General features: G+C 67.4%; 11 protein-coding genes. 10 read left to right on the top strand and 1 reads right to left on the bottom strand.

Annotation, left to right across the window (positions count from 1 at the left end; all coding sequences use genetic code 11):
- Nucleotides 1-139 precede the first annotated feature (139 nt).
- Nucleotides 140-1,732: a hypothetical protein gene (locus U858_RS0126105; protein WP_025140071.1), complete on the bottom strand. Its 1,593-nt coding sequence runs from the start codon at nucleotides 1,730-1,732 to the stop codon at nucleotides 140-142.
- A 324-nt stretch (nucleotides 1,733-2,056) separates the two neighbouring features.
- Between U858_RS0126105 and U858_RS0126100 the strand changes: the two genes are divergently transcribed.
- The 10 genes from U858_RS0126100 to U858_RS0126055 all read left to right on the top strand — a co-directional run bounded on the left by U858_RS0126100 (nucleotide 2,057) and on the right by U858_RS0126055 (nucleotide 16,254).
- Nucleotides 2,057-2,728: a TetR/AcrR family transcriptional regulator gene (locus U858_RS0126100; RefSeq protein ID WP_025140070.1), complete on the top strand. Its 672-nt coding sequence runs from the start codon at nucleotides 2,057-2,059 to the stop codon at nucleotides 2,726-2,728.
- Nucleotides 2,729-2,784: 56 nt separating this feature from the next.
- A complete protein-coding gene (locus U858_RS0126095) occupies nucleotides 2,785-5,133 on the top strand; it encodes an acyl-CoA dehydrogenase (protein ID WP_025140069.1) in 2,349 nt (782 codons plus the stop codon).
- A gap of 16 nt (nucleotides 5,134-5,149) precedes the next feature.
- Nucleotides 5,150-6,445 carry an acetyl-CoA C-acetyltransferase gene (locus tag U858_RS0126090; protein ID WP_025140068.1) on the top strand — a complete coding sequence of 432 codons (1,296 nt, stop codon included), beginning with the start codon at nucleotides 5,150-5,152 and terminating at the stop codon, nucleotides 6,443-6,445.
- Nucleotides 6,442-8,376 carry a 3-hydroxyacyl-CoA dehydrogenase NAD-binding domain-containing protein gene (locus U858_RS0126085; protein WP_025140067.1) on the top strand — a complete coding sequence of 645 codons (1,935 nt, stop codon included), beginning with the start codon at nucleotides 6,442-6,444 and terminating at the stop codon, nucleotides 8,374-8,376. Before U858_RS0126090 ends, U858_RS0126085 begins: the two co-directional genes overlap by 4 nt.
- Before the next feature lie 108 nt (nucleotides 8,377-8,484).
- Nucleotides 8,485-9,795, top strand: coding sequence for an OmpP1/FadL family transporter (locus U858_RS0126080; protein WP_025140066.1), 1,311 nt, complete (start codon nucleotides 8,485-8,487; stop codon nucleotides 9,793-9,795).
- A 61-nt stretch (nucleotides 9,796-9,856) separates the two neighbouring features.
- A complete protein-coding gene (locus tag U858_RS0126075; protein ID WP_025140065.1) occupies nucleotides 9,857-12,247 on the top strand; it encodes a 3-hydroxyacyl-CoA dehydrogenase/enoyl-CoA hydratase family protein in 2,391 nt (796 codons plus the stop codon).
- Nucleotides 12,248-12,256: 9 nt separating this feature from the next.
- Nucleotides 12,257-13,456, top strand: a complete 1,200-nt coding sequence (locus tag U858_RS0126070; protein ID WP_025140064.1) for an acetyl-CoA C-acyltransferase — start codon at nucleotides 12,257-12,259, stop codon at nucleotides 13,454-13,456.
- Between the two features lie 4 nt (nucleotides 13,457-13,460).
- Nucleotides 13,461-14,006 carry a DUF4442 domain-containing protein gene (locus U858_RS0126065; protein ID WP_025140063.1) on the top strand — a complete coding sequence of 182 codons (546 nt, stop codon included), beginning with the start codon at nucleotides 13,461-13,463 and terminating at the stop codon, nucleotides 14,004-14,006.
- Nucleotides 13,970-14,563 (top strand): chalcone isomerase family protein, encoded by a 594-nt coding sequence (locus tag U858_RS0126060; protein ID WP_025140062.1) that lies wholly within the window; start codon nucleotides 13,970-13,972, stop codon nucleotides 14,561-14,563. The genes U858_RS0126065 and U858_RS0126060 overlap by 37 nt, the downstream gene beginning before the upstream one ends.
- Before the next feature lie 2 nt (nucleotides 14,564-14,565).
- The gene (locus U858_RS0126055; protein ID WP_025140061.1) at nucleotides 14,566-16,254 is read left to right on the top strand and encodes an AMP-binding protein; all 1,689 of its coding nucleotides are present in this window, start codon (nucleotides 14,566-14,568) and stop codon (nucleotides 16,252-16,254) included.
- Nucleotides 16,255-16,280 lie beyond the last annotated feature (26 nt).

Raw genomic sequence — 16,280 nt, 5'->3', positions numbered from 1 at the left:
GCTGGCCGTGGCGACGGCAAGAATCGGTCGAATTTGCCGGCAGGTCTGTCTATATGTTTCCGCGGACACATTAAGCCCCGGCACGCCGGCGGCAATCGAAATATAGGTAACATTTTTATTTTCAATTACGCCGCGTCATTTACTCCATATAGGCGAAGTCAAATACCGTGTGACCCCCCTGATGGTGCCAATGGTGCATTGAAGCATGACGCTTTTTCAGGAAACTGGCGTAGTGAATTTCGCCATCCGTCTCGACGTAGGTGGAGGGCGACAGCTCTTCGATGCGGTTCAGCGACACGCCCTTGCCGTAGTGGCAGAAGCCTTGGTACTGCGCGCAGCGCATGACCTCTCCCCCAGGCGAGACAACGATTCCCGCGTTGCGGGCCCGCATGGGGTTGCGCACGATGGGGTTGCTGGCGTGCGGCGTCCAGTGCGTGGAGCGCGGCGAATCGGCAAAGAAGGCGAACAGTTCGTCGCAATGATTCTGGCCGTCGGTGCGGTCGATATTGGTTAATAGCCACCAGTATTCGCCGCGTTTGAAAATAATGGTATCGACAGCCGAAATATTGGTCATCAAGGTTAAATCCAATTCCCATTTCAACGGAAATTCCGTGCATTTCCATAATTCTATGCTGCGGTTTCCGCACGTTTCCGGAACCATGTAGGTCACGCCTTCATATTCGAAAACATACGGAAAGGATAAATGGTAAGGCAGGTTCAAGGCCGTCCCCAGAAAGCGGAAAGCCCCGTCCTCAAAGGTTGCCACGGAGATCGTGCCCTTGCGGGAGGTGAAATCGTAATCTTCAAAAAATATATAAGGATGTTGATCTTTGGTATATACAAACGGATCCGCGAAAAACCGTCCCTTGGGGGGCTGCAATACCATGGCCTCGGATACCACCGCCTGTTGCCTGGCCGACGGAAACATACCAATCCGCCACCGCACATTGCGTTTCATGATGCGGCGCACAATCAAATCGGTCATTAACCAGGCCTGACGCGCAATATAGGCCGCGCTGTCCCACTCGGCCGGATCGTCGCGGCGCTGCCCGCTCATGATCTGCATGCCGGGCGGCGTGACGCCGGGCCGCGCGCGCGCCAGCGCCTGCAAGGCGTCGTAGACCATGAAGTTGCCCAGGCTGAAAGCGCGCGTCTGGTTCTTGAGCCAGAACACTTCGGTGTTGAAACTGCGCTGGTCCAGCAAGGTGTCCGCATCCTCGTCCAGGCCCACGCGCCACAGCTTCACCGTGGTGTGGTCCTCGCGTTGGTAGACCTCCCAGAAACCCGCATAACGGCTGGTGGCAACGGCAATGTCGGAATAGCTCAGGCGCCATAATCCCAGCCGCGCCCAGCCCGCCATGCGCGCCCGCACCGGCGGCAACGCGCCCAGCAGAATCACCAGGTCCAGCCCCAGCGCGGCCACGCCATCGTCGTCGGCCGCATCCTGCGCCAACGCCAGCACCGCGGTGGATGCGGGCACGCTGGCGCGCATGTCGTGGCACGTCAGCATCTGCCGCTGCCGGTTGGGCAACAGGCGCGATTCCAGGCGCGACAGCGTGCCGAACAGCGCCTTGGCGCCCAGCCGCGGCTTGCGGTCGGCCGGCGCCTTCTGCATGACCAGCAGCGCGGACAACTCGAAATCCTGGCTGCGCGCGAGCCACTCAGCCATGTCGTGGATCCACCCGGGCTGGTCCGTCCCGTCCAGCAACAGCCCCACTCTGTAGGTCTTCATGTCTCCTGCTCCTGTGTCAGGGCGAAATGGCCTCTCTGCACCGGAACGGCGATCGGGCTCGCCAGGTGCATACGCGGTGCAACGCTTTCAAGTCCTCGCGCTGATACTGAGGCGTTTCGGCGAGGGCTTCCAGACGGCTTTCATCCTAGGGCGGTCGTCCGAGGACAAACGGCCGGCTGCCATTCGGATGAGGGGCGGATCCCACAACGCCATTCGGATGAGCTTCTCGGACGTTAGGGGTAAACCCTATTCGGGATTGCCGGGATCGCATCCCTGCACCGGGACGCGCATACTCCTTTCAAACAAACGTTTGAATTCAACCCGATGCAAGAACTCAGATCCTCCACGACTCGCGAATCCATCCTGGACACCGCCGAAGCCCTGTTCGCGCAACAAGGGCACGACGGCACGTCCATGCGCCAGATCACCGGCGCGGCGGGCGTCAACCTGGCGTCCGTGAATTACCACTTCGGATCCAAGGAATCCCTGGTGCAGGCCGTGCTCAAGCGGCGTCTGGAAATCCTGAACCGCGAACGGCTGCGCCTGCTCGATGAACTCGAGGCCCAGGCCGACGGCAAGCCGCTCAAGCCTTCGCAGATCGTCGATGCCTTCTTCGGCACGCTGTTGCGCCTGGCGGCCGACCCCGGCCAGGCCGGCAGCACTTTCCTGCCGCTGCTCGAACGCACCATGACGGACCCGTCCGACTTCATCCGTGCGCTGTTCGCCGAGGAATACGCCGACGTGCTCGAGCGCTACCGCAACGCGCTGTTCGCCGCCCTGCCCGACGTGCCGCGCGCCGAAATCGTGTGGCGCTTTCAATTCATGCTGGGCGCAACCTCCTACGCCATCATCGGCACCGACCTGCTGCGGTCGGTGACGGGCTGGACGCTGGACGAAGCCGAGCAACCCGACAACCCCGGCCTGCTGCTGCCCCGCCTGATGAGCTTTCTGCTCGGCGGACTGCGCGCACCCTTGCCGCCGCACTGCGCCACCTAGGGCGAACGCGCGCGGCAGGTCCAAAGAACATAGAGAAAGAGAAAGGAGACAAGGAAATGAACGCAGTCATCGTCGCGCTGGTCGTCATCGCGCTCCTGGTTGCCGTCCTGCTGGGCGTACGCCCGATCAGGCGGGCCTTGCTGTCGGCCCCCATCTTCAATCTCTACCGCAAGGTGCTGCCGCAGATGTCGGACACCGAGCGCGATGCGCTGGAAGCCGGCACGGTCTGGTGGGAAGGCGAACTGTTCCGCGGCCGCCCCGACTGGAGCCGCCTGCTGGCCTATCCGCGCCCGCGCCTGACGGCAGAAGAACAGAGTTTCCTGGACAACCAGGCCGAAGAGGCCTGCCGCATGGTCAACGACTGGAGCGTCACGCAAGAGCGCTTCGACCTGCCCGCTGACGTCTGGACCTACCTGAAGCGCAACGGCTTTTTGGGCATGATCATCCCCAAGGAATACGGCGGCCTGGCGTTCTCGGCCTATGCCCATTCCGAAATCGTCACCAAGCTGTCGACGCGCTCGTCGGCGCTGGCCGTGTCCGTCATGGTGCCCAACTCGCTCGGCCCGGCCGAGCTGCTGCTGCACTACGGCACCGACGAACAGAAGAACCACTACCTGCCGCGCCTGGCGCGCGGCGACGACGTGCCCGCCTTCGCGCTGACCAGCCCCTGGGCCGGGTCCGATGCCGCCGCCATCCCCGACAGCGGCATCGTCTGCAAGGGCGAATGGCAGGGCCGCGAAGTCATCGGCATGCGGGTCAGCTGGGACAAGCGCTATATCACGCTGGCGCCGGTCTGCACGCTGCTGGGCCTGGCGTTCCGCCTCTATGACCCGGACGGCCTGCTGGGCAACAAGAAAGACCTGGGCATCACCTGCGCGCTGGTGCCGCACGACCATCCCGGCGTGGACACCGGCCGCCGCCACTTCCCGCTGAACGCCATGTTCATGAACGGCCCCACCCGCGGCCAGGACGTGTTCATGCCGCTGGACTTCATCATCGGCGGCCCGGCCATGGCGGGCCAGGGCTGGCGCATGCTGATGGAATGCCTGGCCGCCGGCCGCTCGATCTCGCTGCCGTCGTCCAACACCGGCATGTCCAAGCTGACCGCGCGCGCAGTCGGCGCCTATGCCCGCGTGCGCAGCCAGTTCCGCACGCCGGTCGGCAAGTTCGAAGGCGTGGAAGAAGCGCTGGCCCGCATCGGCGGCCACACCTACATGATGGACGCCGCCCGCAGCATGACGGCGGGCGCGGTGGACCTGGGTGAAAAGCCCTCGGTCGTATCGGCCATCGTCAAATACCACGTCACCGAACGCGCAAGGCAAGTCGTCAACGACGGCATGGACGTCATCGGCGGCAAGGGCATCTGCCTGGGGCCGTCCAATTTCCTCGGCCGCGCCTACCAGCAGATTCCCATCGGCATCACCGTCGAAGGCGCCAACATCCTGACCCGCAGCCTGATCATCTTCGGCCAGGGCGCGATCCGCTGCCATCCCTATGTGCTGGCCGAGATGCAGGCGGCCCAGTCGCCTGACCGCAAGCAGGGCCTGCACGACTTCGACCGCGCCTTCTGGGGCCATGTCGGTTTCGTGACACGCAACAAACTGCGCGCGCTGGGCACGTCCCTGACCGGCGGCCGCTGGGTCGGCGTCAATGCCGACGTGGCGCCCGAGATGAAGCGCTACTACCAGCTGCTCAGCCGTTATTCCGCCGCCTTCGCGCTGCTGGCCGACACCTCGATGCTGGTGCTGGGCGGCAGCCTGAAGCGCCGCGAGCGCCTGTCGGCGCGCCTGGGCGACATCCTGTCGCAGATGTACCTGGTCAGCGCCACGCTCAAGCGCTTCGAAGACGAAGGCCGTCAGGCCAGCGACGCGCCGCTGGCCCACTGGTCGATCCAGGACGCGCTGTTCCGGCTGCAGGACGCCTTCGAAGGCGTGCTGGAAAACTACCCGAACCGCCTGGTGGCCTGGAGCCTGCGCCGCATCGTCTTCCCGTGGGGCCATGCGCAATCGCTGCCGTCCGACCAGTTGGGCCAGGACGTCGCACAACTGCTGATCAACCCGGGCGCTGCCCGCGACCGCCTGACTGCCGGCTGCCACCTGCCCGCCACGGCCGACGAACCGGTGGGCGCGATCGAACTGGCGCTGGCCGCCACGCTGGAGGCCGAACCCATCGAATCGAAGATCCGCGCCTTCGAGAAAAGCGGCGCGCTGGACGGCAATCCGCAGGCCAATGTGCGCGACCTGGCCGACGCCGCATTTGCCGCCGGCGGCATCACCGCCGAAGAATATGCGGTGGTCAAGCGCCGCAACACCTTGCGCGATACCGTGGTGAAAGTGGATGATTTCCCCTTTGACTTCGGCATCACCGGCGCGGTCAAGCCGGCCGCCGAACGCAAAGCGGCCTGAACCAGGGAGGGATCGGATGGCATTCAAACCGGTATACGTGGTCGACGGCGCCCGCACGCCCTTCCTGAAGGCGCGCACGGGCCCCGGCCCGTTTTCGGCCGGCGACCTGGCCGTGCAGGCCGGCCGCGGCCTGCTGCTGCGCCAACCCTACGCGCCCACGGACCTGGACGAGGTCATCGTGGGTTGCGCCGCGCCTTCGCCCGACGAAATCAACATCGGCCGCGTCATCGCGCTGCGGTTGGGCTGCGGCGACAAGGTGCCCGGCTGGACCGTGATGCGCAACTGCGCCTCGGGCATGCAGGCGCTGGATTCGGCCATTGCCAACATCCAGACCGGCCGCTCGCAACTGGTGCTGGCCGGCGGCGTCGACGCCCTGTCGCGCGCGCCGTTGCTGTTTTCCGACAACATGGCGCGCTGGCTGGCGGGCTGGTATGCGGCCCGCGGCATGGGCGCCAAGCTGGCCGCGCTGCGCCGCCTGCGCCTGCGCGACCTGGCGCCGGTGATCGGCCTGCTCAAGGGCCTGACCGACCCGGTGGTGGGCCTGTCCATGGGCCAGACCGCCGAGAATGTCGCCACCCGCTTCGGCATCAGCCGCCAGGCCATGGACGCCTATTCGGCGCAAAGCCACGCCCGCGCGCTGGCCGGCCGCGCCAATGGCGCCTTCGCCGAGATCGCGCCGCTGATCGACACCCAGGGCAAGGCCTACCCCGACGATGACGGCGTGCGCGAAGACTCCACGCCCGAAAAACTCGCCAAGCTCAAACCGGTGTTCGACAAGCCCTGGGGCAACATCACCGCCGGCAACAGCTCGCAGGTGACCGACGGCGCCGCGATGCTGGTGCTGGCGTCCGAAGAAGCCGTACAGCGCTGGAACCTGCAACCGCTGGGCCGCATCCTGGACAGCCAGTGGGCCGGCCTGGACCCCGCGCAGATGGGCCTGGGCCCGGTGCACGCGGCCACGCCCATCCTGCAACGCCATGGGCTGGGCCTCAATGACCTGGACTTGTGGGAAATCAACGAGGCCTTCGCCGCCCAGGTGCTAGGCTGCCTGGCGGCCTGGCAAGACGACGCCTACTGCCAGGAACACTTCGGCACCCCCGCCTGGGGCGCGCTGGACCCTGCCCGCCTGAACGTGGACGGCGGCGCCATCGCCATCGGCCACCCGGTGGGCGCATCCGGCGCCCGCATCGTGCTGCACCTGCTGGACGCGCTCAAGCGCCGCGGCGCCAAACGCGGCATGGCCGCGATCTGCATCGGTGGCGGCATGGGCGGCGCGATGCTGGTCGAAACGCTGAACAAGGACCGCCAATGACCGCTCTGGAATCGCTTTCGCACTGGCGCCTGGAGCGAGACGCCGACGGCCTGGCGTGGCTGATCTTCGACCGCGCCGGCAGCGCGGTCAATGCCTTGTCGGCCGACACCATGGCCGAACTGGCCACGGTACTGGATGCGCTGGACGCCCAGCCGCCCAAGGGCCTGGTGATCCGCTCGGGCAAGTCGTCGGGCTTCATCGTGGGCGCCGACGTCAATGAATTCGCCGAACTCACCACCCCGGAACAAGGCCGGGCGCTGGTGGCGCGCGGCTGGAACCTGTTCAACCGCCTGGCCGCGGTGCGCTACCCGACGCTGGCCCTGATCCAGGGCCACTGCCTGGGCGGCGGCCTGGAACTGGCGCTGGCCTGCCGCTACCGGCTGGTCGAAGACGCGCCCGGCGCCTCGCTGGCGCTGCCCGAAGTGATGCTGGGCATCTTCCCCGGCTGGGGCGGCATGCTGCGCCTGGCCGAGGTCATCGGCGCGCCCGCCGCGCTGGACATGATGCTGACCGGCCGCGGCGCCGACGCGCGCCGCGCGGCCGCGCTGGGCCTGGTCGACGCCCGCGTGCCGCCGCGCCTGCTGCTGGCCGCGGCGCGCGCCACCGTGCTGTCGGGCAAGCCGCCGCGCCGCGCGCGCGGCCTGGGCGCCTGGCTGAACCGCTGGCCGCTCAAGGCCGTGGCCGCCAACCGCGCCCGCAAGCAGATCGCCGCCAAGGACCCGCAGGTGCACTACCCGGCCGCACCGGCCATTGTCGACATCTGGGAAAAACAGGGCGGCAACGCCTTGCAGGCGCCGCAACTGATCGACGGCATCATCGCGTCCGACACCGCCCGCAACCTGCTGCGCGTGTTCCGCCTGCAGGAACGCCTGAAGGCCAATGGCCGCCAGGCCGGCGCGGCGCCGGTGCGCCACGTGCACGTGGTGGGTGCCGGCGTGATGGGCGGAGACATCGCCGCCTGGTGCGCCCTGAAAGGCATGACCGTCACGTTGCAGGACCAGGACCTGGCCCGCATCGCCCCCGCCATCAAGCGCGCCGCGACGCTGTTCTCGCGCCGCCTGAAAGACCCGCGCGCCGCCCGCGCCGCCTTCGACCGGCTGGTGCCCGACCCCGCGGGCGGCGGCGTGCCGCTGGCCGACCTGGTCATCGAGGCCATCAGCGAACAGCCCGAGGCCAAGCGCGGCCTCTACCAGACGCTGGAGCCGCGCATGAAGGCCGACGCCCTGCTGGCCACCAACACGTCCAGCCTGTCGCTTGAAACGCTGCGCATCGGCCTCGCCCACCCCGAACGCCTGGTGGGCATCCATTTCTTCAACCCCGTGGCCAAGATGCCGCTGGTGGAAGTGGTGCACGCCGATGGCATCGCCGACGCCACGCTGGCCCGTGCCTGCGCCTTTGTCGGCCAGATCGGCAAGCTGGCGCTGCCCGTCAAGAGCGCGCCCGGTTTCCTGGTCAATGCCGTGCTGGCGCCGTATATGCTGCAAGCCATGCGCAGCGTCGACGAAGGCCTGTCGCCCGCCACGGTCGACGCGGCCATGGTCGCGTTCGGCATGCCCATGGGGCCGCTGGAACTGGCCGACACCGTGGGCCTGGACATCGCCCGCGCGGCGGGGCAGGAACTGGCCGGCGGCGCCGAGCCGCCGCGCTGCCTGGCCGAACGGCTGGCGCGCGGCGACCTGGGCAAGAAAAGCGGCCGCGGCTTCTATGAATGGCGCGACGGCAAGCCGGTCAAGGACAAGGCGGGCGGCCCGCCCGCGCCGGCCGGCCTGGCCGCACGCCTGATCCAGCCGCTGATCGACGCCACCCGCGAACGGGTCGACTCCGGCGTGGTCGCCGACGCCGACCTGGCCGACGCGGGCGTGATTTTTGGAACCGGGTTCGCACCGTTCACGGGCGGACCCCTGCATTACCAGAGCAGTCGCAGTACGTAGCACAGCAGACAACCGGCCAAGGGCCTTTTACCCCTGAGCCGAATAGACCGGGACACGAGACCGGCAGTGCCATAGAGACACACTCATCCAACACGAGGAGGCAGTACCATGAGCAGACGTTCATTGTCCCTGAGCACCCTGTCGGCCATTGTGGTCGGCCTGGGCGCGACCAGCGCCGCCCACGGCGCCGGCTTTCAGCTCCTTGAGCAGAATGCCAGCGGCCTGGGCAACGCCTACGCGGGCTCGGCGGCAAATCCGGAAAACGCCAGCATCATCTACTACAACCCGGCAGGCATGACCTACCTGCCCGGCATCAACGTCTCGGGCGGCGTCAACCTGATCAAGCCCTCGTTCAAGTTCTCGGACAACGGCAACAGCCGCAATCCCACGGCGCTGGGCGGCACCCGCCCCACCGGCGGCGACGGCGGCGATGCCGGCAACCTGGGCGTCGTGCCCAACCTGTACGGCTCGTGGCAACTGAGCGAAAAGTGGTTCGTCGGCCTGGGCGTCGGCGCCCCCTTCGGCCTGATGACCGAATACGACAAGGGCTGGGACGGCCAGTACCACTCGAACAAGTTCGAGATCAAGACGATCAACATCAACCCGTCGATCGCCTACAAGGTCAACGACAAGTTCTCGATGGGCTTCGGCGTGAACTGGCAGCACATCGACGCCACCTACAAGAAGAAGACCGTCGTGCCCGTGGCCCTGCCTGGCGGCCGCACGGTCTTCACCAACGGTGACGCCGACCTGAACCTGAAGGGCGACGCGTGGGGCTGGAACGTGGGCTTCATGCTGCAACCCACCGAAGACACCCGCATCGGCCTGTCGTACCGCTCCAAGATCAAGCACACCGCCAAGGGCGACACCGACATCGACAACATCGGCCCCACCGGCCAGTCGGTCTCGTTCGACGCCAAGGCCTCGGTCGACCTGCCCGACACCCTGATCCTCAGCGCCACCCACCAGCTCAACGAGAAGTGGGAACTGCTGGGCGACATCTCGTGGACGGGCTGGAGCAGCATTCCCGACCTGAAGATCCGCAACTCGGGCACCGGCGCGCGCGATGACGACCTGCCGCTGAACTTCCGCGACACCTGGCGCATCGCCGTGGGTACGTCGTACAAGTTCGCGCCCGACTGGAAGTGGAAGTTCGGCCTGGCCTACGACCAGTCGCCGGTCCACAAGGCCGAGGACCGCCCGACGTCCCTGCCCGACAACGACCGCTACTGGTTCTCGACGGGCGTGCAGTGGGCCGCCACCAAGAGCACGACGATCGACCTGGGCTACACCTATCTGTACCTGCGCAAGACGGACATCGACACCACGTCCGGCAACCAGCTGACCAAGGGCCGCGTCGCGGGCACCTATGACAGCAGCGGCCATATCTTCGGCCTGCAACTGTCGTCCCGCTTCTAGCCTTGCCTAGGGCGGCGGGCGGGCCGGTCCCGCCTGCCGCCTGCATTTTCAGGAGACTTCCTTGAGCAAGTTCGTCGTCAAACACGTCGCCGTGCTGGGTGCCGGCGTCATGGGCGCGCAGATCGCCGCCCACCTGGCCAATGCCGGCGTGCCCGTCACGCTGTTCGACCTGGCTGCGCCCGAAGGCGACCGCAACGGCATCGTCAAGAAAGCGCTGGCCGGCCTGAAGAAACTCGAGCCCGCGCCCCTGGCCGGCGCCGCCCGCCTGGCCCTCATCACCCCGGCCAACTACGACGACCACATCGAGCGCCTGCGCAGCTGCGACCTGATCATCGAAGCGATCGCCGAGCGCATGGACTGGAAGACCGCGCTGTACGAGCGCATCGCGCCCCATGTCGCCCCCGGTGCCATCGTCGCGTCCAACACGTCCGGCCTGTCGATCGACGCGCTGGCCAACGCCTTGCCCGCCACGTTGCGCGAACGCTTCTGCGGCATCCATTTCTTCAATCCGCCCCGCTACATGCGGCTGGTGGAAATCATCGCCACCTCGCACACCCAGCCCGCCGTGCTGGACGAGCTGGAAACCTGGCTCACGTCCACGCTGGGCAAGGGCGTCATCCGCGCGCTGGACACGCCCAATTTCGTGGCCAACCGGATCGGCGTGTTCTCGATCCTGGCCGCCATCCACCACACGCAGCGCCTGGGCCTGGGCTTTGACGAGGTCGACGCCCTGACCGGCCCCAAGATCGGCCGCCCCAAGAGCGCCACCTACCGCACCGCCGACGTGGTCGGCCTGGACACCCTGGCCCACGTGATCGGCACCATGGCCAAGGGCCTGCCCGACGACCCGTGGCACCGCTATTTCACCCCGCCCGCGTGGCTGTCGGCGCTGATTGCCAAGGGTGCGCTGGGCCAGAAGAGCGGCGCCGGCGTCTACCGCAAGGCGGGCCGCGACATCCTGGTGCTGGACCTGAAAGCGCAAGACTACCGGCCCAGCGCCGGCAAGCTGGCCGACGACGTGGCCGCCCTGCTCAAGGAACGCGATCCGGCCAAGCGCTTTGCCGCGCTGCGCGCCAGCAGCCACCCGCAGGCCCAGTTCCTCTGGAGCCTGTTCCGCGACATCTTCCACTACAGCGCCGTGCAGCTGGGCCAGGTGGCCGACAACGCGCGCGACGTGGACCTGGCGATGCGCTGGGGCTTCGGCTGGGCCCAGGGCCCGTTCGAAACCTGGCAGGCCGCCGGCTGGCAGGACATTGCCCGCGCCGTGGCCGAAGACATCAAGGCCGGCCAGGCCATGAGCGACGCACCGCTGCCGGCCTGGGCCCTGGAACCCGACCGCAAGGGCGTGCACACGCCTGAAGGCTCGTATTCCGCGCGCAGCGGTACGCTGCATCCGCGCTCGACGCTGCCGGTGTACCAACGCCAGCTGTTCCCCGAACGCGTGTTCGGCGAAGGCGCCGATGACCGCGGCGTCACCGTCTGGGAAAACGAAGGCGTGCGCCTGTGGAACCTGCCCGAGGTGGATGCCGGCATCGCCATCCTGTCGGTCACGTCCAAGAACCACACACTGGGCGCCGAGGTGCTCGAAGGCATCCTGCAATCGGTCGCGCGGGCCGAACGCGATTTCGACGGCCTGGTGATCTGGCATGACGCCCCCTTCGCCGTGGGCGCCAACCTGCAACAGGTGTCCGAAGCCTGCGCGGCGGGCCAATGGGACATGCTGGAAGCCACCGTCGAGAAATTCCAGCGCACCTCGCAATCGTTCAAGTACGCGCAGATCCCCACCGTGGCGGCCGTGCAGGGCATGGCGCTGGGCGGCGGCTGCGAATTCCTGATGCATGCCTCGCACCGCGTGCTGGCGCTGGAAAGCTACATCGGCCTGGTCGAGGCCGGCGTGGGCCTGATCCCGGCCGGCGGCGGCAGCAAGGAATTCGCCGGCCGCGCAGCCGCCCTGGCCGCCAGGACGGCCACGCCTGGCGAAGTCTTCCCCTACCTGCAGCCGGTGTTCCAGACCATCGCCATGGCACAGGTCGCCAAGAGCGCGCGCGAGGCCGTCGACGCCGGCTTTGCCCGCGAACACGACATCGTGCTGTTCCACCCCGGCGAACTGCTGTTCGTGGCCATCGGCCAGGCCCGCGCCGCGGCCACCGCCGGCTACGTGCCGCCGCCGCGCCTGAAGGACATTCCCGTGGCCGGCCGCAACGGCATCGCCAACTTCGAGATGGTGCTGGTCAACATGCGCGAAGGCGGCATGATCAGCGCGCACGACTACCGCGTGGCGCGCAGCGCCGCCGTGGCCCTGTGCGGCGGCGAAGTCGAGACCGGCGCGAAGGTGGACGAAGAGTGGCTGCTGGCGGTCGAGCGCAAGGAATTCGTGGCGCTCTTGCGTACCCCCGAAACGCAAGCCCGCATCCGCCACACGCTGGACACCGGCAAGCCCCTGCGAAATTGAGGAATTGACATGAGCAAGCAGATTCAAGAGGCCTACATCGTCGCCGCGACGCGCCTGCCGGTGGGCAAGCGCAATGGCGCCTACGCCACCACCCGGCCCGACGACCTGCTGGCCGCCGCCCTGCAAGGCGTGCTGGCCCAGACGCCGTGGCTGGACGCGGCCAAGATCGACGACGTCATCACCGGCTGCGCCATGCCGGAAGCCGAACAAGGCATGAACGTGGCGCGCATCGGGCTGCTGCTGGCGGGCCTGCCGCAAAGCGTGGCCGGCGTGACCGTCAACCGCTTCTGCGCGTCCGGCCTGCAAGCGGTGGCCGATGCCGCCGCCCGCATCCGCACGGGCGAAGCCGACATCATGATCGGTTCGGGCACCGAGTCCATGAGCGCCATGCCGCAGATCATGGGCAACAAGGTCTCGCTGAACCCGGCCATCTTCTCGCACCCCGAGAACATCGGCATGGCCTTCGGCATGGGCCTGACCGGCGAAAAGGTCGCCGAGCAATGGAAGGTGTCGCGCGAAGACCAGGACGCCTTCGCCCTGGCCTCGCAGCAGAAGGCCAGCGCCGCCATCGCGGCCGGCCACTTCCGCGCCGAGACTACGCCGTTCGAAGTCGTGACCCGCCTGCCGGGCGGGTCCGATGGCAACGTGCGCGAAACCCGCCGCCTGGTCGAAGTGGACGAAGGCCCGCGCCCGGACAGCACCGCCGAGGCGCTGGCGCGCCTGAAGCCGGTGTTTGCCGCGCGCGGCAGCGTCACGGCCGGCAACAGCTCGCAGATGTCCGACGGCGCCGCCGCCGTGGTGCTGGTATCCGAGCGCGTGCTGCGCGAGTTCAACCTCAGCCCGCTGGCGCGCTTTGTCGGCTTCGCCGTGGCCGGCGTGCCGCCCGAAGTGATGGGCATCGGCCCCATGGCCGCCATCCCCAAGGTGCTGACCCGCGCCGGCATCCGCCAGGAAGACCTGGACTGGATCGAACTGAACGAAGCCTTCGCCGCGCAGTCGCTGGCGGTGATCCGCGAACTCAAGCTCGATCCGTCCAAGGTCAACCCGCTGGGCGGCGCCATCGCGCTGGGCCATCCGCTGGGCGCTACCGGCGCGATCCGCACCGCCACGTTGACCCACGGCCTGCGCCGCACCGGCGGCAAGTACGGGTTGGTGACGATGTGCATCGGCACCGGCATGGGCGCGGCCGGCCTGTTCGAGGCCCTGTAAGCCGGTGAAGCCCTATTGGTTCAAACGGCTATCGCCGGCCTGGCGCGCACGCCTGATGCGGGTGGGATTCAACCTGCATCCGGCGTTTCGCGCCACCGGCGGCCGGGTGTTGCACGTGTCGCCGGATTTCCAGCACATCCGCATCAAGCTGCCGCTGCTGCGGCGCACGCGCAACATCGTGGGCTCCATGTACGGCGGCTCGCTGTTCGCGGTGACCGACGGCGCCCATCCCACCATGCTGATGGCCGCGCTGGGCGCGGACCACATCGTGTGGGACAAGGCGGCGTCCATCCGCTACCGCAAGCCCGCCTACACCACGCTGTACGTGGACTTCCGGCTGCCGCCGGGAGAAATCGCGGACATACGCAGGATTCTTGCGCAGGACCACGAGACCACCCGGACGTACACCGTGGAATTGAAGGACAAGGACGGCGTCGTCTACGCCGTCGTGGAACGCACGATCTACATCGCCGACAAGAAGTACTACAAGCAGAAAACGACTGGAGGAGACACATGCGTTGCATCCCTGGAGGGCGAGCCACCGCCCTGAGCCTTATTCTGGCCGCCTGCCTGGCAGGCGCCCCGGCGCTGGCCGCCGACATGGAAGTGGCCGGCGTGCGCGTGCCGGAACAATTGTCCGAAGGCGGCCACACGCTGGTGCTGAACGGCGCGGGTCTACGTACCAAGTTCGTGGTCAAGGTCTACGTGGCGGCGCTGTACGCCAGCGCCAAGAGCCAGGACGCCGCGACCTTGATCAACAGCAATGAACCGCGCCGCATGCGGCTGCAACTCTTGCGCGATGTCGACAGCAAGAGCCTGGACGCCGCATTGCAGGATGGATTGAACGACAATACCCACAAAGCGGAACGCGCCGCCCTGCAGGTGCACGCCGACCGCCTGTCGGCGCTGATGGCCGAGATCGGCTCGGCCCGTGAAGGCGACGTCATCGACCTGGATTTCGATGCGCGCGGCGTCACGGTCACCGACAATGGCAAGCAGCGCGGCCGCATCGACGACCCCGCCTTCGCCCGCGCGCTGCTGCGGGTCTGGCTGGGCGACAACCCGGCACAGTCTTCCCTGAAGAAAGCCCTACTGGGAACTCCGTAAAGATGGAACGAATCTGGCAAAAGAGCTACCCCCCGGGCGTGCCCGCGGAGATCGACCTGGACCCGGCGGCCACGCTGGTGTCGATCGCCCGTGACAGCTGCCGGCGGTTCGCCGACAAGACCGCGTACCTCAGCATGGGCAAGTCGCTGTCCTACGCCGAACTGGACCGACTGACCCGCGACTTCGCCGCCTGGCTGCATGCCAACGGGCTGCGCAAGGGTGACCGCGTGGCGTTGATGATGCCCAACCTGCTGCAGTATCCGGTCTGCCTGTTCGGCGCGCTGCGCGCCGGCTGCATCGTGGTCAACTGCAACCCGCTGTACACGGCGCATGAACTGGAACATCAACTGGCCGACTCGGGCGCGCGCGCCATCGTGGTGGCCGACAACTTCGCCGCCACGCTGCAAAAGGCCTTGCCCAACACCGCGATCGAACGCGTATTGGTCACCTCCATCGGCGAGCTGCTGGGCCCCGTCAAGGGCCGGCTGGTCGACTTCGTGGTGCGCCGCGTGAAACGCATGGTGCCCGCCTGGTCGATTCCCGATGCGCTGCGGCTGGGCGACGCGCTGCGCGCCGGCCACGATGCGCCGTTCAGCGAAGTGGCCTTGACGCAGGACGACCTGGCCTGCCTGCAATACACCGGCGGCACCACCGGCGTGGCCAAGGCGGCCATGCTCACGCACGGCAACCTGGCGGCCAACGTCACCCAGGCCTATACGTGGGTACGCCCGCTGGTCAAGGAAGGACAGGAATGCATCGTCACCGCACTGCCGCTCTACCATATCTTCGCGTTGACGGCGAACTGCCTGACCTTCATGAAGATCGGCGCCAGCAACCTGCTCATCATCAATCCGCGCGACATTCCCGGGCTGGTCAAGGAAATGGCCAAGGTGCCGTTCAGCGCCTTCACGGGCGTGAACACGCTGTTCAACGCGCTGCTGAACAACCCTGAATTCGCCAAGCTGGATTTTTCGCGGCTGCGGCTGACGATGGGCGGCGGCATGGCCGTGCAGCGTGCCGTGGCGGACCGCTGGCTGGCCGTCACCGGCAAGTCGCTGGCGCAGGCCTATGGCCTGACCGAAACCTCGCCGGCCGTGACCATCAACCCGCTGGACGTGCAGGTTTTCACGGGGTCCATCGGCCTGCCGGTGCCGTCCACCGATCTGTCCATCCGCAACGACGACGGCCAGGAACTGGCGGTGGGCGAAGCGGGCGAGATCTGCGTGCGCGGCCCGCAGGTCACGCAGGGCTACTGGAACCGGCCCGACGAGACCGCGCTGGTGATGTACCCCGACGGCTTCCTGCGCACCGGTGACATCGGCTATGTCGACGAAACCGGCTACGTCTACTTGATCGACCGCAAGAAAGACATGATCCTGGTGTCGGGCTTCAACGTCTATCCCAACGAGGTCGAGGACGTGGCCGCGCTGCACCCCGGCGTGCGCGAAGTGGCGGCCATCGGCGTGCCCGACGAACGCTCGGGCGAGGCCGTCAAGCTGTACGTGATCCGCAAGGACCCCAACCTGGATGCCGAGACGCTGATCGCGCATTGCCGCAGCCAGCTCACCGGCTACAAGGTGCCTCGCTACGTCGAGTTCCGCGACGACCTGCCGCGCACCAACGTGGGCAAGATCCTGCGGCGCGAGCTCAAGCCGGCCGCCCAGCCGCAAAAGGACACGGCCGGCGCCTAGCCGCCGGCGTGGGTGCTGTCGCCAGG

Source organism: Achromobacter sp. DH1f (genome assembly GCF_000633435.1).
In the GTDB taxonomy this organism is placed as follows: Bacteria; Pseudomonadota; Gammaproteobacteria; order Burkholderiales; family Burkholderiaceae_B; genus Achromobacter; species Achromobacter deleyi.
Note: the sequence above shows the minus strand (reverse complement) of the source record. Positions and strands in the feature narration are given on the sequence as shown.

Bases quoted from the DNA above. Each gene is read 5' to 3' on its own strand.
- U858_RS0126105 (WP_025140071.1), bottom strand. From the start codon at position 1,732: ATGAAGACCTACAGAGTGGGGCTGTTGCTGGACGGGACGGACCAGCCC.
- U858_RS0126100 (WP_025140070.1), top strand. From the start codon at position 2,057: ATGCAAGAACTCAGATCCTCCACGACTCGCGAATCCATCCTGGACACC.
- U858_RS0126095 (WP_025140069.1), top strand. From the start codon at position 2,785: ATGAACGCAGTCATCGTCGCGCTGGTCGTCATCGCGCTCCTGGTTGCC.
- U858_RS0126090 (WP_025140068.1), top strand. From the start codon at position 5,150: ATGGCATTCAAACCGGTATACGTGGTCGACGGCGCCCGCACGCCCTTC.
- U858_RS0126085 (WP_025140067.1), top strand. From the start codon at position 6,442: ATGACCGCTCTGGAATCGCTTTCGCACTGGCGCCTGGAGCGAGACGCC.
- U858_RS0126080 (WP_025140066.1), top strand. From the start codon at position 8,485: ATGAGCAGACGTTCATTGTCCCTGAGCACCCTGTCGGCCATTGTGGTC.
- U858_RS0126070 (WP_025140064.1), top strand. From the start codon at position 12,257: ATGAGCAAGCAGATTCAAGAGGCCTACATCGTCGCCGCGACGCGCCTG.
- U858_RS0126060 (WP_025140062.1), top strand. From the start codon at position 13,970: ATGCGTTGCATCCCTGGAGGGCGAGCCACCGCCCTGAGCCTTATTCTG.
- U858_RS0126055 (WP_025140061.1), top strand. From the start codon at position 14,566: ATGGAACGAATCTGGCAAAAGAGCTACCCCCCGGGCGTGCCCGCGGAG.